Origin of the sequence: Gimesia sp., from assembly GCF_040219335.1 — a bacterium.
GTDB lineage: Bacteria > Planctomycetota > Planctomycetia > Planctomycetales > Planctomycetaceae > Gimesia.
Window position 1 is genome coordinate 267,934 of the sequence record NZ_JAVJSQ010000040.1, and the last position, 25,291, is coordinate 293,224.

At 54.4% G+C, this 25,291-nt stretch carries 21 protein-coding genes; 10 read left to right on the forward strand and 11 right to left on the reverse strand.

Features of this window, described 5'->3' with window-relative positions:
• Positions 1-65: 65 nt before the first annotated feature.
• Positions 66-1,919 (reverse strand): glycerophosphodiester phosphodiesterase family protein, encoded by a 1,854-nt coding sequence (locus RID21_RS29465; protein WP_350195240.1) that lies wholly within the window; start codon positions 1,917-1,919, stop codon positions 66-68.
• A 383-nt stretch (positions 1,920-2,302) separates the two neighbouring features.
• Between RID21_RS29465 and RID21_RS29470 the strand changes: the two genes are divergently transcribed.
• The 4 genes from RID21_RS29470 (at position 2,303) to RID21_RS29485 (ending at position 6,001) form a co-directional block, all read left to right on the forward strand.
• Positions 2,303-3,112, forward strand: a complete 810-nt coding sequence (locus RID21_RS29470) for a hypothetical protein (RefSeq protein ID WP_350195242.1) — start codon at positions 2,303-2,305, stop codon at positions 3,110-3,112.
• Positions 3,113-3,268: 156 nt separating this feature from the next.
• Positions 3,269-3,532, forward strand: a complete 264-nt coding sequence (locus RID21_RS29475; RefSeq protein WP_350195244.1) for a hypothetical protein — start codon at positions 3,269-3,271, stop codon at positions 3,530-3,532.
• 244 nt (positions 3,533-3,776) lie between these two features.
• On the forward strand, positions 3,777-4,439 hold the full coding sequence (locus RID21_RS29480; RefSeq protein ID WP_350195246.1) for a hypothetical protein: 663 nt from the start codon (positions 3,777-3,779) through the stop codon (positions 4,437-4,439).
• A 359-nt stretch (positions 4,440-4,798) separates the two neighbouring features.
• The gene (locus RID21_RS29485) at positions 4,799-6,001 is read left to right on the forward strand and encodes a BaiN/RdsA family NAD(P)/FAD-dependent oxidoreductase (RefSeq protein ID WP_350195248.1); all 1,203 of its coding nucleotides are present in this window, start codon (positions 4,799-4,801) and stop codon (positions 5,999-6,001) included.
• A gap of 375 nt (positions 6,002-6,376) precedes the next feature.
• On the opposite strand, the gene RID21_RS29490 is transcribed toward RID21_RS29485, so the two are convergent.
• The gene (locus RID21_RS29490) at positions 6,377-6,964 is read right to left on the reverse strand and encodes a hypothetical protein (RefSeq protein WP_350195250.1); all 588 of its coding nucleotides are present in this window, start codon (positions 6,962-6,964) and stop codon (positions 6,377-6,379) included.
• 597 nt (positions 6,965-7,561) lie between these two features.
• The gene (locus RID21_RS29495; protein ID WP_350195252.1) at positions 7,562-8,092 is read right to left on the reverse strand and encodes a hypothetical protein; all 531 of its coding nucleotides are present in this window, start codon (positions 8,090-8,092) and stop codon (positions 7,562-7,564) included.
• Between the two features lie 489 nt (positions 8,093-8,581).
• On the opposite strand from RID21_RS29495, the gene RID21_RS29500 reads away from it, so the two are divergent.
• On the forward strand, positions 8,582-9,052 hold the full coding sequence (locus tag RID21_RS29500) for an SUKH-3 domain-containing protein (protein ID WP_350195254.1): 471 nt from the start codon (positions 8,582-8,584) through the stop codon (positions 9,050-9,052).
• Positions 9,053-9,198: 146 nt separating this feature from the next.
• Here the strand turns inward: RID21_RS29500 and RID21_RS29505 are convergent, their stop codons facing one another.
• Positions 9,199-9,786: a hypothetical protein gene (locus RID21_RS29505; RefSeq protein ID WP_350195256.1), complete on the reverse strand. Its 588-nt coding sequence runs from the start codon at positions 9,784-9,786 to the stop codon at positions 9,199-9,201.
• A gap of 76 nt (positions 9,787-9,862) precedes the next feature.
• Positions 9,863-10,201, reverse strand: a complete 339-nt coding sequence (locus tag RID21_RS29510) for a hypothetical protein (protein WP_350195258.1) — start codon at positions 10,199-10,201, stop codon at positions 9,863-9,865.
• A gap of 194 nt (positions 10,202-10,395) precedes the next feature.
• Here RID21_RS29510 and RID21_RS29515 point away from each other — a divergent pair, with 194 nt between their 5' ends.
• Positions 10,396-11,016 carry a hypothetical protein gene (locus RID21_RS29515; protein WP_350195260.1) on the forward strand — a complete coding sequence of 207 codons (621 nt, stop codon included), beginning with the start codon at positions 10,396-10,398 and terminating at the stop codon, positions 11,014-11,016.
• Positions 11,017-11,398: 382 nt separating this feature from the next.
• Entirely contained in the window at positions 11,399-11,815 is a 417-nt protein-coding gene (locus tag RID21_RS29520; RefSeq protein WP_350195262.1) for a hypothetical protein, read from the forward strand.
• A 166-nt stretch (positions 11,816-11,981) separates the two neighbouring features.
• Here the strand turns inward: RID21_RS29520 and RID21_RS29525 are convergent, their stop codons facing one another.
• From RID21_RS29525 to RID21_RS29545, 5 genes are all read right to left on the reverse strand, one after another.
• Positions 11,982-12,569 (reverse strand): hypothetical protein, encoded by a 588-nt coding sequence (locus tag RID21_RS29525; protein WP_350195264.1) that lies wholly within the window; start codon positions 12,567-12,569, stop codon positions 11,982-11,984.
• Positions 12,570-12,858: 289 nt separating this feature from the next.
• Positions 12,859-13,620 (reverse strand): hypothetical protein, encoded by a 762-nt coding sequence (locus tag RID21_RS29530; protein WP_350195266.1) that lies wholly within the window; start codon positions 13,618-13,620, stop codon positions 12,859-12,861.
• Positions 13,621-13,691: 71 nt separating this feature from the next.
• Positions 13,692-15,143: a DUF1501 domain-containing protein gene (locus RID21_RS29535; protein ID WP_350195268.1), complete on the reverse strand. Its 1,452-nt coding sequence runs from the start codon at positions 15,141-15,143 to the stop codon at positions 13,692-13,694.
• A gap of 4 nt (positions 15,144-15,147) precedes the next feature.
• Positions 15,148-18,663, reverse strand: coding sequence for a DUF1553 domain-containing protein (locus tag RID21_RS29540; RefSeq protein ID WP_350195270.1), 3,516 nt, complete (start codon positions 18,661-18,663; stop codon positions 15,148-15,150).
• A gap of 319 nt (positions 18,664-18,982) precedes the next feature.
• Complete coding sequence (locus RID21_RS29545; protein ID WP_145441231.1) at positions 18,983-19,276, reverse strand: hypothetical protein; 294 nt, start codon at positions 19,274-19,276, stop codon at positions 18,983-18,985.
• A 217-nt stretch (positions 19,277-19,493) separates the two neighbouring features.
• Between RID21_RS29545 and bshB1 the strand changes: the two genes are divergently transcribed.
• The gene (gene bshB1, locus RID21_RS29550) at positions 19,494-20,201 is read left to right on the forward strand and encodes a bacillithiol biosynthesis deacetylase BshB1 (RefSeq protein ID WP_350195272.1); all 708 of its coding nucleotides are present in this window, start codon (positions 19,494-19,496) and stop codon (positions 20,199-20,201) included.
• Positions 20,202-20,504: 303 nt separating this feature from the next.
• A complete protein-coding gene (locus tag RID21_RS29555; RefSeq protein ID WP_350195274.1) occupies positions 20,505-21,962 on the forward strand; it encodes a Gfo/Idh/MocA family protein in 1,458 nt (485 codons plus the stop codon).
• Between the two features lie 62 nt (positions 21,963-22,024).
• Here the strand turns inward: RID21_RS29555 and RID21_RS29560 are convergent, their stop codons facing one another.
• The gene (locus RID21_RS29560; RefSeq protein WP_350195276.1) at positions 22,025-23,827 is read right to left on the reverse strand and encodes a cation:proton antiporter; all 1,803 of its coding nucleotides are present in this window, start codon (positions 23,825-23,827) and stop codon (positions 22,025-22,027) included.
• A 237-nt stretch (positions 23,828-24,064) separates the two neighbouring features.
• Here RID21_RS29560 and RID21_RS29565 point away from each other — a divergent pair, with 237 nt between their 5' ends.
• Positions 24,065-25,285 carry a 2-isopropylmalate synthase gene (locus RID21_RS29565; protein ID WP_350195278.1) on the forward strand — a complete coding sequence of 407 codons (1,221 nt, stop codon included), beginning with the start codon at positions 24,065-24,067 and terminating at the stop codon, positions 25,283-25,285.
• Positions 25,286-25,291: the final 6 nt, after the last annotated feature.

Consider the following 25,291-nt stretch of genomic DNA (forward strand, 5'->3'; position numbering starts at 1 on the left):
GGTAACTGACTGTGTGACGTTCCTGAATGATCATCTTCACTAAATCGGTTTGACAACTCACAGCGTCACTGCTCCAGCTCTGCCTGCGGTTGTTGAAACAACAGCGCCACCTCCACCAGCAGCCGTTCTGCAGGGGTGAGCGACTCCCGTTCCTGGATCACCTGCTTCGCCACCGCGGGGACGTTCGTCAGCAATCCATCCACACCCCGATTCATCATCTGAGACATCATGGCCGGGTCATCGACCGTCCACACAAAGACCTCTTTCCCCGCTGCATGCGCCCGCTTCACAAAATTCCGTGAGGCGAAGTTTGCGTTCACGGCCAGAAAGTCCGCTTTAATCTCTTTCAGGTTGCCTGCATAGACGGAGAGCAGGACACCGCACTTCCAGTCCGGTCGCAGGGCTTTGGTCTTCGCCACACCCTCCGGCTTGAGCGACATGATCATCACCTGCTCGGCCATACCCGCTGCTTCGACAATGTCCACCACCCGCTGCTCCAGCTGCTCATCGTGGCCGTAGTATTTCAGCTCAATAATCACGCCCACCTTGTCTTTGCACAACTGCAGCACGTCGGATAACAGAGGCACCCGTTCTGCGTTGAATTTCGGATCCAGCCAGCTGCCGATGTCGATGCCTGCCAGGTCAGCCTGTTTCGCATCCCAGACCTTGAGCGGATTACGTGACAGTTTCATGAAATCGCTGTCGTGAATCACGACCACTTTGCCGTCCGACGATTCCTGCACGTCCAGCTCAATCCAGTCGGCACCCTCGTCAATCGCAGCCTGAAATGCGGCCATCGTATTTTCGGGAGCCGCTTTGGAGGCACCTCGATGTGCCATCACCTGTGTTTCGGTTTCGAGATTCAGCGAACGCTCCAGCGACACATATCCGATCAAAGCCGCCAGCAGAAAACCAATTATGCCTACCGTGGCCAGGCGGGACGGGGTCAAAAGCGGTTTTTCGCGCTGCTTCACTTCCAACTGGCTGGCCTCGATCGCGGCACTGGCGGCGGAATGCATGCGCAGATAACCATGAAATAACAGACCCGCGAAGGCAATCGTCGCAAACAGGTTCAGTATCAGGCTGCTCGCCGACAGGATAAACAGCATCAGCCCCACCCGCGTGGCCAGCATCAGCAGGGAGCCGACCGTTGTGGGAATCAGGAACCGTCCCGCGAGACCCACGAGCGCAACCAGCACCAGATTCAGAATCAACACGCTGATCACCCAGGTCACCAGCCAGATCAGGATCGGGCGACGCTGACCGGACACCAGCTGTTGACTGGCCTGCAAACCCTGGGCGGGAGGCGTCTGCTCAAACAGAATCAGGGGCAGCGCCAGGAACCAGCCGGAATAGAGTCGGAACAGAATCACAGCCAGAATCAGCACCAGCACGACGCCGATGCCGACGGCGACCTGGAATTCGGTCGGACGTTCTTTGAGATAAAAATTGATGTCATATTCACCCAGCAGACCGAAGTAGACAACTCCTGCAATCAGCAGGAACGGCACCAGGCTGAGCAACGTCCAGCCAATCATTTTCGCCGTCACTTTCAGTACATCGGCAGCGTGTCCTGCGGCAAACCGCAGGGAATCAAGCATTCCCAGTTGCTGCCCCCGATGTCGGGCCGCCAGGATGGCCAGCAGCGACGCCTGTTCCAGTGCGACAATGCTCAGCCAGACCGCACCCAGAATAATTGCACACAGCCAGCCGAACGGACCGGCAAAAAACAGCGCGATATCCACGTCGGTCAACACACTCTGACCTGCGATCGCCAGCAGGAAATGAAACAGCCCCGCCAGTAACGGCGTTAAAATCACAAACGCCAGCAGTTTATAGAGCAGATCGGTCGCAACCAGCGGACGCCAGGCGGTACCCAGGCTGCCTGTGATTTGACGGAGGAAGGGGGAGAGAGACATGTCTGCTTCCTGTTCTGGTTCAGGCAGAGATTCAATCCGTCGCTGGTAATACTCAGTCCGTTTGCATGCGCGAAGCGATTCCCATCATACCGCAGCCTGCGTTGAAATTCCCAAACAACAATGAGACGCTTCCCGAAAAAACGAAAAAACAGGGAGAACACGCGACAGTAGAGTACATCCCTGTTGTCAACGAACTTGTGTATGCGTGGATTATGTTGTTTGCGTGAAGCAGGCACACCAACCTCACCGTTTTCTCAAGACAGCTCACCTCAGCGGTTTCATCTCATGTATTAATACGGTATACACTTGACGGCTTACACTTATTACAGGACAGAGCCGCGAATCACTTTCCAGCCACATAGACCCACAGCTAAAGCAGCACGATGGAATTTTACGAAGAACACCTGGAGCGTCTTTCCTTGCGGGAATGGCTCCGGCTGCAGTCTCCCCGCGTACTACTGGCATTTTATGTCTGGTTCATGTTCAAAATCAGTCTGGCCAGCGTCAAGACATCGATCAGCATGGTCAAAGGGGACATTCGAGAGCGACTGATTGAACTGGACCAGGTCCCGGAAGAAACGCGGCCTCAGATCACGCCGATCCTCGATCACTTTGCAGAGCAGGGCTTCGTCGATCCTCTGCTGGAAAGCTACCTTTACGGACGCAATCGTGATCATTTACAACTGGTGGGAGTCCGCATTCTGGCCCGGCACAAAAGCGGCCGGTGTGTGGTAGCGGCTCCCATCGTTTTCGGGGATGCAGATACCTCGTATTGGGGAGAAAATGGGCTCCACACCTTTATCGACGCAGAGCATACGATCACCAGCGAAGCCGGGCGCCAGAGATTCGATCGCACGCCGGGAAACGTGGTGACGTATTATCCCGAGTGCAGGTTCGAAGAGTTACTGGAACAACATCGGCAGACCATCGTCAGCAGGGGAGACACCTATGTCTCCATTCACAACCAGGATGACATGCTCACTTACCTGCAGTGGTTGGAAAATCGCGCAGTCCAGCAACTGGTTCAACGGGGATACCTGGTCCCCTTCGAGCCAGAAGAAGGACCGGACCTGCCCGAGGTCGTCGATTACGGTTTCAAACCCGTGGAAGCAGAAAAACAGTCCGCGATTCCCGGCTGTCTGATCTTTGTCGTGGTCTTGATCATCACCATCCTCTGGAAGCTCTGGAGCTGAGGACCGCTTTCAGGCCTCTGCCCGGGTGTGCAGGCGGGGGCACAGTTTTCTCAGGTCACCTGCAGGAAGGCTATCTGTGTCGATGGTCTCCTGATACAGTATACGGGTAGAAGGTATCCGGACTTGAAGACCAGCGATCGCGCAGGAGAGAATATCATGGATGACAACTGGGATGATAATGACGATGATCCAACAGAATTTCTGCCCGAGGTCACCGACCTCATGCACCGGCTCTTAAACTCCCATCGAAAGTCGCCCGACGAAGCCGACTTTCAACGCTTCCCGGGCATTCCCCTCGAAGCCCTGGACGAGGCCTACCGGGATCTCAGCACACTCGGCCTGATGGAATATACCGACGAACTGGTCACCATCGGCGACCATCAACGGCGCAAACTCCGCCTGACCCGGGAAGGACTGTGAGATCCCCTGTCAGGTTAAATTCACCTACTGTTTTCCAGTGCGAAGCGTGTAGACACGACTGTTGCAATGCGCTACTTGAGTGTATGTCAGATGCAACGCCCTGTGTAAGTAGCATGGGTTAACTCTGCTGTAAAGGTGCGAAGTCTGGTTTCCTCTTTCTGTTGAGACAAACATAGGCAAACACAGGTTCGGCTGCTATCATACCCGCGACATCAGATCCCCCCGTCATGAAGGCCCACTGCCCATGTTTCGCAACCTCATCGACAAAATCAAAAGCCTGGCAGAGGATGGGAGTGAGCCCTTCGATCCCGCAACATTCGACGATCCCATCGCTTTAAAAACAGACTGGTCGCCGCTCAAAGGGGGCGGGGCAAACTTCTGCACGCGGAAACTGGTGCAGGTCTCCCCGCTGCGTTACGAATTCCGTGCGACAGCGGGTGCCATCTGCTTCTACCTGATCTTCTTTGGAATCGGGATGGCCGCTCTGGTTTTCTCAATTTTTCAAATCGTCAGTAATGAAAAAATATTCGTACCGGAGATCCTCATTCCGGGTGGCGTCGGTCTCGCCTTCGCCATCATCGGCGGCACGACGCTCTACTTCGGCACACTGCCGGTGGTCTTCGACAAGCAGCACAACTGTTTCTGGAGAGGCAAAATCTCCGACGATGAACTGATCTACGCCACCGCAAACGAACAGCTGATGCCCTTTCAGGAAATCCACGCGATCCAGTTGATCAAAGAATATATCCACAGCAAAAACAGTTCGTATCACAGCTACGAAATGAATCTCATCTCCCGCGACGGCGTCCGCACCAACGTCGTCGATCACGGCAACCTCGAAAAGATCCAGGCAGACGCTCAAACCCTGGCCGAGTTCCTGGAAGTCCCGATCCGGAACGGAATCTAAGCCTGAGTTTCACGCAGTTCCTTCTTCCCCCCTTGAGCGGCATTGCTCCAGTCACCCGTTGAAACAGGATTTCCACTTCCCAACGCAGTAAGAAAAATGAACCGCAGGGCCTTAGCCCCGGTTGGACATCCTCAGGAATGGCCCCCTTCGATTTGATAAACAATAACCGGGAATGGAATGTCTGTTCCGTATCGCACGTCTCGAAAACGACGATTCAACATGAATGCCCGAAACAGCAAAGCCGCACGAGTGAAATCAGCGGGATGAACTGCTAGACTCTTTGTCTTCAGTTGATGGTAAAACCAGAAAATGCTGGTCGAAGCGTGCGATATCACCCGGTTGAGTAGAGGCGAGGAACATTGAAAGTCATTGTGATTGGCGGCGGTGCAGCCGGATTCTTCGGGGCGATCGCGGCTGCGGAAAATGGTCACCAGGTGACGATCCTCGAAGCCGCCTCCTCCGTCCTGGCGAAAGTCCGCATCTCGGGCGGCGGTCGTTGTAACGTAACGCACAGCTGCTTCGAACCCCGCGACCTGGTCAACAGCTACCCCCGTGGCGGAAAAGCACTCCGCGGTCCCTTCACCCGCTTTCAACCGGCCGACACGATCGAGTGGTTCGAGTCGCGCGGCGTCGCCACCAAAACCGAAGCCGACGGCCGCATGTTCCCCACCACCGATGATTCCGCCACCATTGTCAACTGCCTGATGACCGCAGCGGAAAACGCGGGCGTCGTCGTTCGTCTGCGTGCCAACGTCGCCGCGATCGAACATCACGAATCCAGTTTCACCGTCACACTGCAGACGGGCGAATCAATCAACGCGGATCGCATCCTGATGACAACCGGCGGCAGCCGCGCCGGCTTTGAATTAACCGGTAGCCTCGGTCACACAATCGTGCCCCCCGTTCCGTCTCTGTTTACGTTCAAAGTCAACGATCCGCGCATCAAAGACCTGCCCGGTGTCGCGGTGGAACAGGTCGAGTGCCAACTGGTCACCAAAACCAAAACCTTCACCCAGTCGGGACCGATCCTCGTCACACACTGGGGCCTCAGCGGACCGGCGGTATTGAAACTTTCTGCCTGGGCAGCCCGCGAACTCTTTGAGGCGAATTACAACGCCTTGCTCCGCATCAACTGGCTGGCAGGAACGAGTGCCGACCAGGCACGCGAACAGTTAAACGCGTTCAAGTCAGCGCAGGCGAAGAAAAACATCGACGCCGCCAGCCCCTGGCAGTTTCCCAAACGGTTATGGAAGTCGCTCGTCGATCACAGCCTGGGCCCGCAACCAGTGCGCTGGGCCGAACTTTCCAGAAAGGGATCGCAGGCCCTCGTCAAAGAACTGACGGCCGGCGAATTCCACGTCACGGGCAAAGGGGTCTTCAAAGAAGAATTCGTGACCTGCGGCGGCGTCGACCTGAACGAAGTCGATTTCCGCACGATGCAGAGCCTCCTCTGTCCCGGCCTCTATTTCGCCGGTGAAATCCTCAACATAGACGGTATCACAGGCGGCTTCAACTTCCAAAACGCCTGGACCACAGCCTGGATCGCCGGGAATGCGATGTGAAAAAGAAGAATACCGGCGGACAGGGCTAAAGAAAACCCATACTCTCAAACCCACAAAAACCAGCGACCACTAGCCGCAGGGCCTTAGCCCCGGTTGAAAGCCCCAACAAACAGAGCACGCGACAAATATCAAAGCCATTCCAACCACAATAGTCGTAGGGGCCAACCCAAGTGTCGGCCCGCCTGGCAGAGAACGAAAAAGAGTAAACGTCAAATGGGCCAATAAAACTCTCCCGAGAAAGAGGGTGGGATCGAATGCAATTCGATCCGAGCGCAGCGAGCAGGAGGTCCCAGCTGCCGCGCTCAATACAGGGAAAAGCCACCAACCTCACACCACACCAGGGAGCCAGTTCAGGACCTTTCTCCTGTTCCAGCCTTAGAGTTTCGTTCGCTCTGGAGCATAGTCCTGTCCCATATGAAACGCAGTACGCCCGAACATCGCTGTGAAGAACAATAATGCGATTAAAACAGGCCAGATATCACGCAGGGAACGAGTGGGGACAAACAGAGTATAGACAGGGGCTGCCAGTGTCAGTAAAAACAACACCAGGCAGAATAAGGCGAACAGGTAACTCAGCACGGAGAGTATTCTGTTTCCGGTTTGCAGCACAGCGTCTGGGTTGCTGGTGCGAATCCGATTCTTAAGTTCTTCCAAAAAGGCCTGATATGCTTCCAGCTGATTTTTCGCCATCTGCATTTGTCTCGATCCCATTCGGAGATAATAGCTGGATTGAAAGTTGATGGACAGCCCCCAGTTCGGGACAATCCGAACCATTTTTACCGGGAACGATTTTTTCTCTTCATCATAAGCTGACAGGCCAGAGTAGGTATTCACTTGAGAGATCTTTTGGTAAGGAATCTCCCTGGTTACCTTCCCGTGATGATTGAGCCTTTGCAGTGAATGCTCTGTCATAATGATGGTCTCTTCTCCGAATAAAAAGCCTTTTCGAAAGCGATATTCCATCATGATAATCCTGTATCAAGTAAAGCGGCCCATGGACGATACCCGGTGTCATATTACCGTTTCCAGGTGGTGATCTCTAGCCTGGTTTACCTGCTTCCGCGACGGCGTCGGCACCAGCGTCGTCGATCACGGCAACCTCGAAAAGATCCAGGCAGACGCCCAAACTCTTTCCGATTTTCTGGAAGTCTCCATCTGGAACGGAATCTGAGCGAGAGACTCACGCAGTTGCCTCAACACCCCTTGAGCGGTATCGCTCCAGTCACCGGTTCAAACAACATTCCCACTTCCCTCGCAGTAAGGAAATGAACCGCAGGGCCTTAGCCCCGGTTGAAAGCCCCAACAAACAGAACACGCGACAAACACCAAACCCATTCCAACCACATTAGTCGTGGGGGCCGACCCAAGTGTCGGCCCGCCTGGCAGAGAACGAAAAAGAGTAAACCACGAGCGGGACCAGCAAAATCCCCCCGCCAAACAACCAGAAAGGGTGGGATCGAATGCAATTCGATCCGAGCGCAGCGAGCAGGAGGTCACAGCTGCCACGTTCGAAACAGGGTAAAGCTACCAACCTCGCACCACACCTGAAGCCAACACCTCTCAACCCTCGGACAACTTCTGTTTCATTTTCCGTTTCAGCAGGAAGACTGCAACAATTAATCCGACAAGTCCGCCTGCGTAACCAAAAATATGAATCGTACCCACGATCGCAAATCGCTTGAGCGTGGTTCCGGAAAACTGTCTTTCAAAACTCAGGAATTCCTGAGAATCAAAGACATAGTAATTCAGGTATCCCGCGACGCCACCCAGAATACCCGCACCCATGGCACAACAGGCGATGATCGCGAACCCCTGCAGAATATCGCGGCGGGCCGTTTGTAAATCATCACTGTTGAAACGCATCCGCGCGAGAAACCAGCCGGAAAATAAGCCCACCCACCAGGTCGCCAGGAAGCCGATGATGCCCACATACAGCCGCTCAGGCAAATGAAAATCCGCATACCGAAACTGGTGGAATTTGAAATCGGTGAAATATTCCCGCGAGATCGTATAGCTGATCTGATCATGCAGCATCCCATAGAGTCCGCCCAGCAGCGCCCCATACAACAGGTACGGCAGAATTCTGCGCACGTTTCTAACTCGAGGAACAATCCACTTCATTTCAGTTCTCAACAGGTGGCACAGTGGGCTGGTCCCACTATGATGAAATCAAAGCCCATCACCACAGCACGGAGCGTGGATCCGGGCACAACAGTCGTAGGGGCCGACCCATGTGTCGGCCCGCCTGGCAGCGAACAAAAAAGAGTAAACGTGAAACGGGACTAGTAAAAATCTTCAGAGAAAGAGGGTGGGATCGAATGCAATTCGATCCGAGCGCAGCGAGCAGGAGGTCGCAGCTGCCGCGATTGATAAAGTTCAAAGCCACCAACCTCCACCGCATCCGGGTGGCACAGTTGGCTGGTCCCACTAAGAAAGTCGCAGAGTGCATAGTATCAGGATCTGACCCTTTTCCGTTTCTCTTCAGGATAGTTTACACTCTCTTTAGAACGCTCACTGTTTCCAGAGGACTTCATTTAGTGTCATTGATATCAAATTCAAATATAAATAAGAAATAAAAATATGAATATAAATTCTATTAGTGAGTACGTAGGTGAAGTACTACGAAGCGCCGGATGGAGTGTTGACCGAAAAGTTTCGACTGATATCTATCAAAGTTATTTTAGAAAAGAAGGTATGTCATTTTTTCCTGATGCGATTGAAATTCTTGAAAATTTCGGCGGTCTTAGAGTCAATCCACCTCTGAATCCTGATCGAGTTTATGCGACAGGAGAAATTGAATTTGATCCTATTATGGCAGATTGGACGACAGAGGTAATAGCCTGGGAAAAGAAAATGGAAGAACCACTTTGCAGTCTTGGAAGTATTTGGGGAGACAATGCTCTTTTAGTTCTTTCAGAGAAGGGTGTTTTTTACAGTCTCTCTGATGCGGGGGTACATAACATTGCGGATAACCTTGCAGACGCTTTAGAGGTACTCATTGCTGCGACATCAAAACCATCACAGGTTTATAAGCTTGAAGACCTTTTCTAATGGCAAGTTAAAGTGAACTTCCACCTGTATCCTGAGTAGGTATCTCAAGCTCTGGATGCAACGGGTGGCACAGTTGGCTGGTCCCACTAAGAAAGTCGCAGAGTGCATATTATCAGGATCTGTCCCTTTTCCGTTCCAAACTCTCATCAATTCGCGATCAGTAATTCCAGCAGGCTGAGGACGGTCGTCCCCTCGCTGTTGTAAGGTTCCTCGAACGTCGTTTCATGATCGACCGAATAAACCAGCGGGTTCGCGGGATCCTGCGGGTTCTCACCAATCAGGTAGAAGTAATGGGCGTCCGCACCGAAGGGGACGAACTGAGCAGTGTCGACCGCTGTGAAGTCAGCTTGCCAGTCAGGGTAGAAGCTGCCGTTCATCGCGAATTCGAAGTCATGGCACCACACCAGCACAGAATCCTGAATTTGAGTATCAGTCATTTCAGCAGCGCCGCTCCCCGCATACAGTTCACGGAAACGGATTTCGGAGGAACGAAACGTACCCGCCGGCCACTTGATCTGTTGAGTCAGAATTTCAATAGCGGATTGCCCCGTCGGTTTCGCCGGCAGCCCACCGAGCCGAATAATCTGCTCGCGAAGTTCACCATCCAGGAGCGTCATCGCAGACCCCCAGTTCACATTCGCCGCCGCCTGCCGTAGTTGTGACTCAATTTCCTGAGCCCGCCGCTCCCGCTCACGCTGAGCCGCTAGACGTCGCTGTTCTTTATTTGATGGCATTAAGGCACGATCTTTTTAACTGGAAAGAAAACAGCATTCTGCTTTCTGGGTGTACGAAGTGCCTCATTATGCGGGTCTATCGCCAGAATTGCCACCACTTTCTGGTGGGTAAACTATCAGACTCTTCCCAACTGCCATCGGCGCGACGAACGGCCTTCCGGTTGCCAATTATGATTTCCGTACCAGCTGCATGATCAATCAGTTCCAGCAGATCAGGGGCAAACCAGAAGTCAGAGTCCAGGTCTTCCATGAACACATTGAGGGCATAATCTTCTCTGGCTTCACCAATCACTTCCACACCAGTCACGGAAGGCGTCGTCTCACCATAAACCTGCCCACACTTACCGGCAAGCCCTCTCTCATCAGTTTCTGACGCTGATAAAACGCGGACATGATCCCCAAATGTGATATTCATAAATATTTCCCATGACTATTGAGTGCTTTCGGGTTCTGCCTCCTTTTCATTTCCCTTTTCTAACTTCGAGCGAACCCTCGGGACAAAAATTAGTCTCTTCAAATATCTGCTGCAAAATCAATCGACAATCTGCAACAAGTGGTTGTATGATTTTGTTTCTGAAATCTTGTCACAAAGTCATCCGGAAAATATTGATGAAATCACCTGTATTCAGAATCAGGCCAACTGAGTGGACTAAACTGGAAAAATTACCCCATGGTTCCATTTCAGTGTATTCAATACGAAATTTCTTACGGGTTCAGCCATTGTTAACCAACAATAGGAATCCCACTGCAAGATATAAGGAAGCCGTGGTGAATCTTCATAATCAGGTTGAAATACTGAAATATCATTCCACAACGAAACAAGTTTTATCTGCAGTTGAGAAATATGCCAGTATTGCGTACGACGAAACCAATGAGGAAGAAAAAGATTACTCGTATGCTGCTTATGTTGCGTATCACATTTCTATCTACGCCTTCAGTTCTTCTTACGCTGCCTTCTATGCCGGATGGGCTGTTTTTAATACTTCTTTTGTCGCGCATAGTAAAACCATGTCCAACCCAACATCGGTAGATAAAGCGCAAGATGATGAAGATTATGTTGTGGCTACTGCAGGAGTTGACTATCGAATTCTCCGGTCACTGGACGAAGTTATTTTCGCGGCAGAAAAAGGACCGGTTGGTGATCTCTGGCATGGTAATCCACCAGACTGGTATATCAAGTCAAAGGCCCACTACGATAAGACCATTAAGATGTGGGGACAAGAAATATGATTCTTCGATTAGGGATGATTGAGTCTTGGAGATTATGAATTAAACAAGATAGAAACTTTTCGGTAGCGATTGAATTTAGCAAATGATCAAAGTAATTGAATCAATCCAATATCATGTCTGGTCTGACGCCCTGCATGCACGAGAATTGGCACGGAGGACAGAAAACGATTGGGATCGTGGAGCATATGTGCGATGGGCGATACAGACAGCTTGGTCGGCATTCGAAAACGTGTGCTCTGACGCATTACAGGCATCAGGTCTGGGAAATCAATTTAAGAATCGATTTAAGGAGGCGTTAGATAATAAGAACTTACCAGATGTTGATTGGGGACAAGGTATCTGGTAGCAAGTTCTGAAGGTCTATAGCATGAGGAAAGCATACGTGCATGTTGTGCCAAGTGTTTCAAGCCAGACACTACTTGCACCAGTAGCAGAAGCAGAATTAGCTATAAATGTATTAAGAGATGGGATAAGAGCTGTCCTTGATCTTGTTAATCTTCCTTACCCCGCATGGATAAACGATGATCAAGATCATGGTTGGTATGGACCGCGTAATGCGGGTGGCTCGCGTGGATCACTTTCAGCTATTCATGCTGGGGCCCAGGAAGACGATCCTGAAGTGATTCGCATCGTTTATGTTATAAATGGGGATGAACGTGTTAGTGATCTGGCTCCACCTGGTACCCCGTATACTCCCCTGTTAGATAGGTTAGAAAAATCACTTCAAGTATCTGTAGACTCAGTCAAAGCTTATCGAGGATCTCAACTGTTGGAACAACGGTCCCCAAAATTACGTTGAATAGATAAAACTCAAGCCATCACACCTTCCAGCAAATGATCTTCATCCGCCGGGCCAATTAATCTCTGATCCAACCCCTGATACGACACCTTCATCACCCGTGCGTCCAACCCGGCCAAATGAAGTATCGCCGACTGCAAATCATTCCTAAGCTAAGCACAACCACCTACGGCAGTGGGACATCATCAAACACCAGTTCGCGACGGTGTTTGGCATCGCCGAAGGAAAAACGCAGCACAGTTGTTTCCGCAGGCTGGAACTTGCCGGATAAGGTAAAGGAGTAGACCTTAGACTGCTGCTCATTCAGATCCTGGGGCAATCCGACGGGGAAGGTGGCAGCGGGCAGCCGCGGAGAATCACAATCCATTTCGGTGATGCCATTGCTGCGACTTCCGATGACGCGACCGTTCGCTTCAATTCTGACTTTGACGACCAGTGGTTTGCCATCCGCCGTTTCCGCGCTGAAGCCCCACGTTTCGTCTTTGTCTGTGCGTTTTTCGATGACCGCGACGACGCGCATCCAGGGCACCGCGTTGTTGCCCGGAGGACGGCCGCCTTCGTCAATCAGCGCTTGCGAATCCACAAAGGCAATCCCTTTGGTGATGCCCAGCAGCGAAACGCGATAGTCCTTGTTTTGCTGCACCGATTCGAACGAGGCAATCTCTGATTTCCGCGTCTCTTCTTCAGCGTTCGCGAATACGGAAGCCGCGCCTGCGACCACCGCGGCAATAACGAAGGTGAGGTGTCGATTCATCGTCGGTCTCCTTTGGTCGAACTGAGTGGCAGAACTGGGAGAATAGAGAGGTAAGGTCTCATTGAAAAAAGAGACGAGACTCTATTTTTCTCGTCTTTGCTGATGGTTCGGGGACTGGCCCCTTTGAACTGTTCTGTTCCACTTTAAAATTTCATTCAGAAATGAGGTAGCCTGGCGCCAACGGCAGTGAGCAACCAGCTAACGGGCCTACTGATAATCCGAACTACCTCAAAACTGGAAAAGACTTAGTTCCACACATGGAGAACAGCGAAAACTATAGCGTATTGGTTTAAGGCCGTGACGCATCAACGTGTTTTTGAAAGTTGGCGACACCCGTTGGATTAATATCAAATCCTATTGTACTGAAGTCCCCCTTGGCTTCGAAGACCGTTTGCCATTCCGCTGAGCCGAAATGGAGATCTCGAGAATAGGATGTACTGACCCCTCCTGACGAGGAAACCGTGATTGATTCGATCTCATTGAGATAGAATTTCGGTTCACCTGTGACTGATCCAGACGTTTTGGATTTGATGTTTACCGGGACCTGCATTGTCAGTTCATAGCGGTCACCAAAGTAGGCGACCGAATTAAACAACGGACTCTCTTTACTGTATGTGATGTAATGATGGCACTCATCGAATAGTTCGTCCATCTGCCGGGCAGGCTGAATCTGTGCAACACCGTTGGCAGCAAAAGCCTGATGATGACGGTTTTGAAATACTGTGGTAAATAACATCACCCAGAACAATACAAACAGGAGTACAACCGACAAAGGGGCGGCAATGATCCCCACTAATATCGCATGGGGAAGACGGAGAAAGTATAGAGCAACGCCGGTTGCGAAAATGCATCCTGCGAGACCGAACAAAAAGAGGCCCAGCGTATCGGTATTACCGAATCGGTTCGACACTAACTCGAATGAGACGAACCCCATGGCTGCTCCGAACACGATCAGTGCAATGGCAGCCGTGGATCGCAGGAGAGATCTTTCCAAAGCCGATCCAGATTTGGCAGAAACCATTTCGCTTTGATTGATGTTCGACTCCGGCATTCGATTGATCGGAAATAGACGTCGTTATGTGATTTCAGCTCCCAGTCTGGAATGATTCAGAAGCCCTGTCATCAAGCCAGCACCCCCTCCAGCAAATGATCCTCATCCGCCGGGCCAATCAACCGTTGGTCTAACCCCTGGTACGGCACCTTCAGCTTCCGGGCGTCTAACCCCGTCAGATGCAGGATCGTTGACTGCAGATCGCGGACGCTGGCTTTCTTTTCGGTGACGAAGTAGCCGAGTTCGTCGGTTTCGCCGTAGGAGACGCCGCCTTTGATGCCGCCGCCGGCCATCCAGATGGTGTAGCAGTGCGGGTGGTGGTCGCGGCCCAGGAAGGTCGAGCCGTTGCGGGCTTCGTTCATTGAGGTGCGGCCGAATTCGCCGCTCCAGACGATCAGCGTTTCATCCAATAGGCCCCGCTGCTTGAGGTCGGTAATCAACGCGTACAGCGGGCGGTCGATGTCTTTGGCCTTGTTCGGCACCGCGGTGATCAGGTCGTTCCCCTTGCTCGTGCCGTGCATGTCCCAGCCGTAGTCGAACAGCTGGATGAACCGCACGCCCCGTTCCACCATCCGGCGGGCCAGCAGGCAGTTGTTCGCGAACGAAGGCGCACCGCCGGTCGTGCCGTAGAGTTCGTGCGTCGCTTTGGTTTCGCTGGTCAGATCGACGGCTTCGGGAACCGACATCTGCATGCGGAACGCGAGCTCGTACTGGTTGATGCGGGTCAGCGTTTCCGGGTTGCCGAACTGCTTGAGCTCGAATTCATTCAGCTTCTTCAGTGCATCCAGGCTCCGCCGACGGACCTCCCGGTTGATCCCTTTCGGGTTCGAGACGTACAGAATCGGGTCGCCGCTGGTCCGACACTGCACCCCCTGGTAGACGGACGGCAGAAAGCCGCTTCCCCACAGGCTCTTCCCCCCACTCGGATCGCTGCCGCCGCTGAGCAGCACCATGAACCCGGGCAGGTTTTTGTTTTCCGAACCGAGACCGTAGGTGATCCACGACCCCATCGAGGCCCCGCCGAAACGGGGGGCACCGGTATACAGGAACAGCTGGGCGGGCGCGTGGTTGAACTGATCGGTGTGCATCGACTTGATGACGGCCACGTCGTCGGCGACCTTCTGGAAGTTCGGCAGCAGCTCGCTCATCCAGGTGCCACCCTCGCCGTACTGTTTGAATTTGTAGGGCGTTCCCAGCATCTTGGGATGTCCCTTGATGAACGCGAAACCGCGGCCCTTCAGGAACGAATCGGGGCAGGGCTGCATATTGCGTTTGACCAGCTCCGGCTTATAGTCAAACAGTTCCTGCTGTGGAGGCGAACCGGCCATGTGCAGGAAGATCACATGCTTGGCTTTCGCGGGTAGGCGGAATGGCGGCGCTTCCGGCTGATCCGGTTTATTGGCGGCGGCACGGTTGTTCTCGGCGAGCATCGCTCCCAGTGCGATCGAACCGATGCCGGTTGACCCCTGGGCGAGAAAGTGGCGGCGGGTTACCGCCTGCAGTTGCTGTTGTTTCAAATTCATCGGTCTATCCTTTCGTGAGAACGCCATCCATGTTGAGCAGCACGTTGGCGATCACGGTCCAGGCTGCGAGTTCTGCGGGGTTGTATTCTTGGGGCAGGGGATGCAGCGGGTTCTCCAGGAGCTGTTTCGCTTCCTCGGGATGGGCTGCATAGTAGGCCTTTTCAGATTCATAAAGTTCGAGCAGCGGCTGCACCTGCTCGGGTTGCGGCGGACGGAGCAGACAGAGCTGGAGTCCATACCTGATGCGGGACTCCGTTGTCGTTCCCCCTTCTTCATACAGTCGTCGAGCCAGGGCCTGCGAGATTTCGATGAAGACGGGATCGTTCATCGTAATCATCGCCTGCAGCGGCGTGTTGGTATTGATGCGACGGATCGTACAGATCTCCCGGCTCGGGGCATCGAAGGTTGCCATTGAAGGGTAGGGGACCGTGCGCCGCCAGAAGGTATACAGACCCCGGCGGTAACGATCGGCGTCTTTGCTGGTGGCCCAGTTCCGCTGACCGTTGAACGCGGCCCGCCAGATGCCCTCGGGTTGCACCGGATAGACCGACGGCCCGCCGAGCTTCTTCGTCAGCAGACCACTGACGGCCAGTGCCTGGTCGCGAATCATCTCCGCCGACAGACGGAAACGCGGCCCGCGGGAGAGCAGGCGGTTCTTGGGATCTTTCTGAATGTGAATCGGCTCTGTGGTCGAAGCCTGCCGATAGGTGTTGGACATCACGATGGTCTTCAGCAGGGCTTTCATGTCCCAGCCGTTCTCAACGAATTCGGTGGCCAGCCAGTCCAGCAGCAGCGGATGACTGGGGAGTTCGCCCTGCGTGCCGAAGTCTTCTTCGGTGACGACCAGTCCCGCGCCAAACAGCTGCGACCAGTAACGGTTCACCGCGACCCGCGCGGTCAGCGGGTTGGCTGGATCGGTGAGCCACTTCGCGACCGCGATGCGGTTGTTGGGCGTTTCTTTGGGAGCCGGGTTGAACGAACTCAGTAGCGCCGGTTCGACCAGGTCGCCGGGCTGCAGGAAGCTGCCGCGGACCATGATGTGTGTTTTTCGCTGCTTGTCGGTCGGCAGCTCTTCCATGATGGGCAGCTGCGGGTATTTCGGTTTTGCTTTCTGCAGCTTGGCGATCTCGTCCCGCGTCGGTTTGAGCAGTGGTGCGACGCCGCGGTAATACGCGGCCAGCTTGTCGCGCTGTGCCGGCGTACGGGCTTCGGAGAGGGTATCGACAATCGCCAGAATGTCATCGGGCACTTTGAGCCGGGGCTCGAGCTGGGATTCTTTCGTGAACGACAGCCGGAAGTGTCCCAGGGCGTACTGGGGATCTTTGTAATTGTGTGACAGTGTGACGATCAGTCGCTGTTTGCCCGTCGGCTGCGCGGTTCCGTGATCAGGGAAGAAGTAGGCACTGTTCTCCTTACCAAACTGAGGAGCGATGCCCCAGCCGGTTTTGCTGCCGCTCTTGGGATCCAGCGTTGCACTCACCGGGAAGCCGGACTGCGAGTGAGAAGCGAGGGCCCGCTTGAGGGGAATGACCCGCCGATCCGAAACGGCTAGTGTGGTACTGGGATTCGGTGCGTTCGCGACGATGGTCTGCCAGACCACCTTGCGATCTTTATCGAGCAGGCTGACTTTGAAGTTCGCCAGCCGATCGCCCGAGCCATCGGTACGGTTCCAGATCTGAATGCGTTCGACGGGCGTCTCTGACTTGAGGTCGAGCTCCCACCAGGGTTTGACTTCCTGGTTGGTGTGAGTTGTGGACTTTGCGTTGTAAAAGTGGCCGTCGGTGTTGCCATCGATGGCGAGCTTCGCGGGCGCGGAGTAACCGGTGCTCGACTGTGTGGCGACTCCCTGGCCGGCGATGTTCTTATTTCCCTGGAAGACTTGCACCTCGGCCAGCGAGAGAAACTGTTTCGCTTTTCCCTGGTGCTCAATCCGCAGGAATTGACCCTGCGCAGGGGCGTCTTTGTTTTCGCCTTTGATCGGCTGCATTTCGACTTTGATATTAGACAGGACGAAGTTCCCGTCTTTGGCTCGTCCCGGACCGCTGGCCGCCAGGCTTTTGTCCGGCAGAACTTCGAGCCGCAGCGCTTTGAATGCGGGGGCATCGATCTCGGTTTCGATGGCGTAGCTTTCTTTCGCTGCGGGACCGGAGGCCAGAATCGAACCGTCGTCCTGAATCGTGAACTTCGTCGTCTTCGCTGTTGAAGTCACGCTGGTCGGTTTCAATGTCTGCCAGTCAGGCTTCGCGTGCAGCGTGCTTTCCCACTTCTGCTGTGCCGCTGCGAGTTCTTTGGTGGGGGTATTCAGTTTCTGGTTGAGCGTTGCGATTTGGGTTTCGATGCGTTTGGTCTGTTGCAACATCTCCGATGTGGGAGCGGCAATAGTCGGGGCATCGGTTGGCTGATCGTTGTCGGCGGTCTGATTGAAGATCGCGTAGAGCTGATAGTATTCCTTCTGCGTGATGGGGTCGTATTTATGCGTGTGACATTTCGCACAACCCATGGTGAGTCCCATCCAGACCTGGATCGTGGTATCGACACGGTCCCGCACGGCGGCGACGCGGAATTCTTCGTCGTCGGTGCCCCCTTCGGTGTTGGTCATTGTGTTGCGATGGAAGGCGGTCGCGACTTTCTGTTCGAGTGTCGGGTTGGGGAGCATGTCGCCGGCCAGTTGTTCGAGGGTGAACTGATCGAAGGGCATGTTCTGATTGAAGGCATTGATCACCCAGTCGCGGTAACGCCAGATCTCCATCCGCAGCGGATCGGAGCCGTAGCCTTTCGAGTCGGCGTAGCGGGCCAGGTCGAGCCACTTGCGGGCCCAGCGCTCGCCATAAGCCGGATCGCTTAAGAAGCGGTCGACCAGTTTTTCGTAGGCATCGGGAGATTTGTCAATCACGAACTGTTCGACTTCGGCCAGCGTCGGAGGCAGCCCCCGCAGATCGAAGCTCAGGCGACGAATCAGTGTATAGCGGTCGGCTTCAGGGCTCGGTTTGAGTCCCGCGTGTTCCAGCTTCGCGAGGATGAAGCGATCTATCGCATTCGCGGGCCAGTCCTGCTGTTTGACTGCGGGAAGCGCAGGGCGCTGAGGCGGAATGAACGACCAGTGCCGGGCATAGGGGGCCCCCTGTTCGATCCAGGCTTTGATCTTCGCGATCTGGGCGTCGGTCAGTTTCTCACCCACATCGGGGGGCGGCATGACCGTGTATTCGTCGTCGGCTGTGATTCGTTTAAAGAGTTCGCTCTTCACGGCGTTTTCCGGAACGATCGCATGGGCGTCGCTTTCGAGTTTCATGACGGCGGAAGCGCGTTCATCCAGACGCAGGCCGGCTTCGCGGGTTTCAGGATCGGGACCGTGACAGTGGAAGCAGTTCTTGGAGAGGATCGGTCGGATATCCCGGTTGAAATCGATCTCGGGTGTGTTGGGCTGCGAGGATGGATCCGCAGGGGGAGCGGCATTCGCAGCGTACGCGCTGAGCAAGAGGATTCCTGCCAGAGAAATGGTTCTCAGGTAGAGATTCCACATGGGTATGCACCTTCAGGTAGGATTTGCGGTGCCGTCGTACCCGGGGAGAGCGTCTCACAGACTGAGCGCAGGTAGAGAGAATGGTACAACAAACATCGCGGGTTCAGGTTTGGTGATACCAGTCCGTCAGTCGGTATGTAGACTGACGGTAGCCGACGGTTCTGAAGCGTACGGCAGGTAAGTTAATTCACTCCAGACAAGACGAAAACGCCCTGCCTGTATTAACTTAATATAATTAATGGATCGAGCAGATGCAAGAAAAAGTATCGCCCCGCATCAGGGGAGACAGCGGCCCCCGGCTGCCTCCGACCAGGGGGAATCAGTCGATACCAAGGTTCCGTTCGATGCTGCGTGCTTTGGAACTCATCACGTATTTCTTATACCACTGGTCGGGATCGCGTTCCCGAGGGCGGTCGCCGCGGGCTTCTTCCCCCACATAACCCCACTGGTCGATTTCATCTTCGCCGCTCCAGTCAGAATCGAAAGGCTTGGGCTTGAAGGCACGCATGGTTTCATGCTGCAGTTTTGAGATGGGCTGCATCACCTGAGCGCAGCCGCTGGTGAAGAGAAACACCGGGCCACAGGCGATCAACGCCAGGACAAAGGATTTCATGAGAGGATCCTCCATACAATCATCGTCGGCAGGGACAGCGCGTGCCTCGACCGTTATGATTGATGGTCTACAATAGTAATGATGTGGAATTGTGAGTGGGACGGGGGTCCCATTGAGAGAGAGTGCGAGGGATTTTAAGGATTTCGGTTTTCAAGTCTAGCCTGATTTTCGTGAGACCGGTCTGGAGCCGTTTGAGTCTGTTATTTAAGGAGTATCCGTGGGTTCTCAATTAGATGTACTGGTGGTCGCCCCGCATCCCGATGATGCGGAAATCAGCGTGGGAGGCACAATTCTGGCCTGCAAAGCCGCGGGGCAGCGAGTGGGGGTTGTGGAGTTAACCAATGGTGAGCCAACGCCTTATGGCAGTCCCGAGATCCGGGCGAAAGAGACCGCAGCCTCGACGGAGGTCCTGCAGCTGGACTGGCGGGAGAACCTGCACCTGCCGAACCGGAGTCTGGAATCGAGTCTGACCGCCCGCAGACAACTGGCCGAAATCTTTCGTGAACAGCAGCCGAAAGTGATTCTCGCCCCGTACTGGGAAGACGTGCATCCCGACCACGTGGCCGCCAGCCATCTGGTGGATGCGGCCCGGTTCTGGTCGAAACTCAGCAAAACCGATATGTCGGGGGAACGCTACTGGCCGCCCCAGATCTATTATTTCTGGAGTATTCACCTGCGGATTCATCCCAAGCCGAGCTTCGTGTTTGATATATCTCCGCATATCGAGCAGAAAATGCAGGCGGTTCGCTGCTATGAAAGCCAGATGATCCAGGGGCGTTCCGAAGAGCATCCGACAGTGCTGGATGACATCAAAGACCGGGCCCGTTACTGGGGCTGGACCATTCATCGTGCCTATGGTGAACCCTTTGCCAGTCGTGAAGAGATCGGAATTCAAAGTTTTCTGCCATTGTCGGCGGCGAAATGAACGTAAGCATTCATAGTTGCGCGGATTCTCCCGACTGGGGAGTCCGCAGGTTTCCAGCGAGGAAATCACCCTGAATCGGGGCTGTTTTTCGGTTCAACCTTGAATGTTCGTCCTTTCATCGGTTAGACTTTGCTAAACAGAATTTACAAAATTCCGGAATGACGGCACCTGAACTGGCTGTGGTCGAGTACACAGGAACGGTTTGACTGTGTGCTGCATCACCTTGCTGTCTGTTGTTCCACCCCGCCTGAGCGTGCACAGTGCCACCTACCTTCTGACACCACAATGAGGAGAAAAAAGAAGATGTCTCAACAATCTCGTCGCGAATTCCTTGAACAATCGATGTTTGCTGCCGCTGGCGCAGCAGCTCTGAGCACTTCGATTCCTCAGCTCTCTGCAGCCGAGTCGCAGTCCAGCAGCCCCAACGAAAAACTGCGTGTCGCCCTGCTGGGTGTCAATGGCCGTGGTCAGTCTCACCTGGGCGCTTTCGCCGGTCGTAAAGACACCGAAATCGTCGCCATCGTCGATCCCGATGAAAGCGTGGGGATGACCAAAGGTGTGGGCAACGTCTACAAAAAGACCAACAAAAAACCAACTTACTACAAAGACCTGCGGAAAGCCTTCGACGATCAGGATATCGATATCGTCAGCATCGCGACTCCCAACCACTGGCACGCTCTGGGAGCGATCTGGGCGATCCAGGCTGGTAAAGACGTTTACTGTGAAAAGCCGGTCAGCCACAACGTGAGCGAAGGTCGTCGGATTGTAGAAGCCGCCCGCAAGCACAACAAGATCGTTCAGACCGGTACTCAGTGCCGTTCACAACCTGGTCTGATCGATGCGATTGAATTCGTGAAAGCCGGCGGCATCGGCGAAGTCAAACTGGCTCGCGGTACCTGCTACAAGCGTCGTAAATCAATCGGTCCTAAAGGTAACTACGATGTACCGGCCAGCGTCGACTACGATCTGTGGCTCGGACCAGCACCGATGGCACCGCTGACACGTCAGCGTTTCCACTACGACTGGCACTGGCAGACACCAACCGGTAACGGCGACCTGGGTAACCAGGGGATTCACCAGATGGACGTAGCCCGCTGGGGACTCGGCGTTGACAACGTCGGTGACAGCGTTCAGGCTTACGGCGGACGTCTGGGTTACACCGATGCTGGTAACGTAGCCAATACCCAGGTCAGTATCCACCAGTTCGGCGACAAGCGTCTGGTCTTCGAAGTACGTGGTCTGGAAACCGAACCTTACCGTGGTGCCAAAGTAGGGGTGATCTTCTACGGTACCGACGGTTACGTTGTGATTCCAAGCTACAACAGTGCTTCTGCCTTCAACAACGACGGCAAGCTGATCAAGAAGTTCTCCGGTTCTGCCGATCACTTCGCCAACTTTGTGGATGCTGTTCGCAGCCGCAAGATCAGCGATCTGAATGCGGACATCGAAGAAGGTCATGTCTCCAGTGCCCTGTGTCACCTGGGTAACATTTCCTACGAAATGGGCAATACCATGCCTGTGAAGGAAGTCGCCGGTGAATTCAAGGGTGATAGCGAAGCCTTGGAAACACTGGGCCGCTTCCGCGAGCACCTGGGCAACAACAAGCTCGATACTGATGACACCATCATCAGCATGGGCCCCAAACTGACTATCGACAGCAAGTCAGAAACCTTCACCGGTGGACAGGCTTCTGCTGCGAATCCGAAACTGACTCGTGAATACCGTAAACCGTTCGTGGTTCCCACAACGGCTGAACTGTAAGAGTCTGTTTCAATCTGAAACGATCATCACCAGGCCCCCTTCGGCAGTGAAGGGGGCCTTTTTTATGCCTGGTCGGGGGACTGTCCCGACTCTGGTTTCTGATTCGACTTCAACAACTGCTGCAGCAGTAGGGGGGAATCCAGAATGTGTTTCGCCAGGCATTCACCCACGTGCTCTTCTTCATCAACAATCACATCCGCTCCCGCCGCCAGGAGCTGCCAGTGATGCAGGTGGTAGCGACAGCGGACATACAGGGTCGTAGCCGGTGCCATCTGACGTACCAGGTAGATGATCTGGCGGCAGACCGTGGGACTGGGCAGGGTCGTAATCACCAGGCGGGAGCGATACAGGCCCGCATGTTCCAGCACTTCGATCTGAGTCGCATCGCCCAGTTGGGAACGGAGACCGTACTGTTCCGCCATCCGTAGGTTCTCGTGGTTGAGATCGACGACCACAATCTTTTTCAGACCGACCTGCAACAGTTCGCCGGCAACCCGCTGACCGGCGGGACCGAATCCCAGGATGAGGACCAGATCATCGTCGGTCTCCCGGCTGGATTCCAGATCCGTAACATCAACATTAGGCGAGTGTGATTCGTTTTCAGCCGGTTGTCGGCCCCACAGTTGGCGGAGCAGATTCGCGGCGACCGGTGCCAGTTGAATCAGGTAGGGAGTCAGCAGCAGTGTGGCGATCGTCGATGAAATGATCAGGCGGAACGTAGTTTCCGAGAGAATCCCCGGTGCGTCCACTGTGCCCCGCGCCACTGTGGCGAGTACAAAGGAGAATTCCCCGACCTGGGCCAGACAGAGGCCGGTTCCCAGGGCGAACTGCCAGGGCTGACCACAGAACCAGGCTGCTCCGAAGGTGATTAACAGTTTGCCAGTAATGATCGCTGCAACGACAGCGAGGACGAGTCCCAGGTGTTGGACGGCCCAGTTCAGGTCACCAAACATGCCGACGGCAGAGAAGAACAGGGTGACGAGCACGGTTTTCAGCGGCTGGACATCGGCGCGAATTTGCGTGGCAAACGGGGAGATCGCCAGCAACACACCCGCGACGAACGCGCCCAGCGCAGGGCTGAGTCCGAGTCGATGCGCGGCCCAGGCAGAGCCCGCCGCCATCACCATCGCCAGCAGAATCGGGAAATCACGGTTCCGTCTGAGAGATGACAGTTCCAGCAGTCGGGGTAGAATGAAATTGAACAGTCCATAAAACACAGCCACAAAGACAACCGCCAGTAGGAATGAGATCGAGAGCTGAATCGCGATCTCTCCCGCCGATCCTTTGCCGACCAGCGCGGTGATGATCAGCATCAGCGGAATGACCGCCATGTCCTGAACCAGCAGAATTCCCAACGCGGTGCGACCGTGAGGGGAATCGAGTTCGGCCCGGTCATTGAGCATCCGTACGACACATGCAGTGCTGCTGAGGGCAATCATCGCTCCAATCGCCAGGGACTCGGGAAAGGAAAAACTCAGCAGCAGTGAGACGGACAGTCCTCCGAGCAGAGTGAGAATAATCTGCAGGATGCCGGCGACCAGCGGGATGCGTCCCAGTCGCTTGAGTCGCGGTAGCGAAAATTCAAGACCTATGGCAAACAGCAGCAGAGCCACCCCCAGTTCCGCGAGGTCAAAAATGCTCTGTCGATCCGCGACCCAGCCCAAAAGGTTGGGGCCGACAAGGGTCCCCGCGGCGATGTAGCCCAGAATAGCACTCTGCCTGAGCTGTTCGGCCAGGGTTCCCAGGACAATAGCTGTTGCCAGCAGGATGAGAATATCTGCCAGGGAATGCCACATCGTTCCTTCAGTGGCAGCCAGGAGATGAAAAGATTGAGTGGGGAACACTCCAAGGTCGAACACGGTCATCGCTGCAAAATCCTTTATGGCGGGTTGAATCTGTGGGGATCATATACGAGTCATAACGGGGAGGGAAGATCGGGCAGGCATGCAATGATTGAGTAATACGCAATGAGTTTCACAGACACAGGGAATCCCCCGGAAATCGAGTGAATGTCTCTGAAAACAGTGTCAGTTCGACGCACGCTGGCTATAATCGTGATCCAGTCGAGATACTGCTTTCAGTTTTAGTATGGATGCAAATGGATGTTTCAGTTTTTCTCTGGTGCCAAAAAACACGTAAAGAATAAAGTCAAGCGGGCGGTGATCCGTCATCATCGACGTTCCGGTGCGGTCCTGTTCAGCGATACGACTTTGCGTGACGGCGAACAGATGCCCGGCGCCACGCTTGATCCGGTCGAGAAACTAGAGATCGCGAAAGCCCTCGAAGCAGCCGGCGTGCATTCACTGGATGCCGGTTTCCCTGCTTCGTCGCAGGCGGACATCGAAGCGATTCAAAGTATGGTCGGTGTGATCAAGAAACCGGTGCTCACGGCCCTCTGTCGCACGCTGCCCGGCGACATTGACGCAGCCGACGAGGCGCTCGCCGGCAATTCGCCACATAAACGGGGCGTGAGTCTCTTCTGCGGGACGAGTCCGCTGCACCGTGAGTTCAAGCTGGAAAAGAATAAAACCGAAGTCCTCAAACTGATCGTCGACAGCATTCAGTACGCGGCGGAAAAGTTCGACATCGTGGCGTTCAGTCCTGAAGATGCGAGTCGTACCGAAGTCGACTTCCTCTGTGAAGTCTACCGGGAAGCGATCGCTGCCGGGGCGACGACCATCGGGTTTCCCGATACCGTGGGCATCCTCACCCCCTACAAGGCGCAGGATCTGATCTGTCAGATTCAGGACCAGGTGCCCGGCATTGAGAACGTACTGCTGGCGGTGCACTTTCATAACGATCTGGGACTGGCGGTCGCGAACACGCTGGCCTGTATCGATGCGGGGGCGAACGTCGTGCAGTGTACCGTCAACGGCATTGGAGAGCGGGCCGGCAATGCCGCACTGGAAGAGGTCGCGATGGCCCTGCATCTGCATCAGGATGAATATGAGCGACCGCATAAACTGGATGTCAGTCAACTCGCGCCACTCTGCAGTCTGGTTTCCGAATTAACGGGCATTCCTCTCTCTCCGATGAAGCCGATTGGCGGCAGCAACATCTTCGCGACTGAAGCGGGTATCCACCAGGACGGACTGTTGAAGAACCCCGATACGTATCTGCCTTATCGACCAGAGACGGTCGGTGCAGAGGGCGTTCGACTGGTACTCGGACGTCACAGCGGTCGGAGAGCGATTCAGCACCGCCTGCATGAACTGGGACGTGAGCCGAGTGAGCAGACCGTGCAACGCGTGATGCAGGCCATTAAAGAACTCCCCAAAGGGGAGCTCGTCGATGATGACCTGCTGTTGAAACTCTCGAGCTGAATCGTT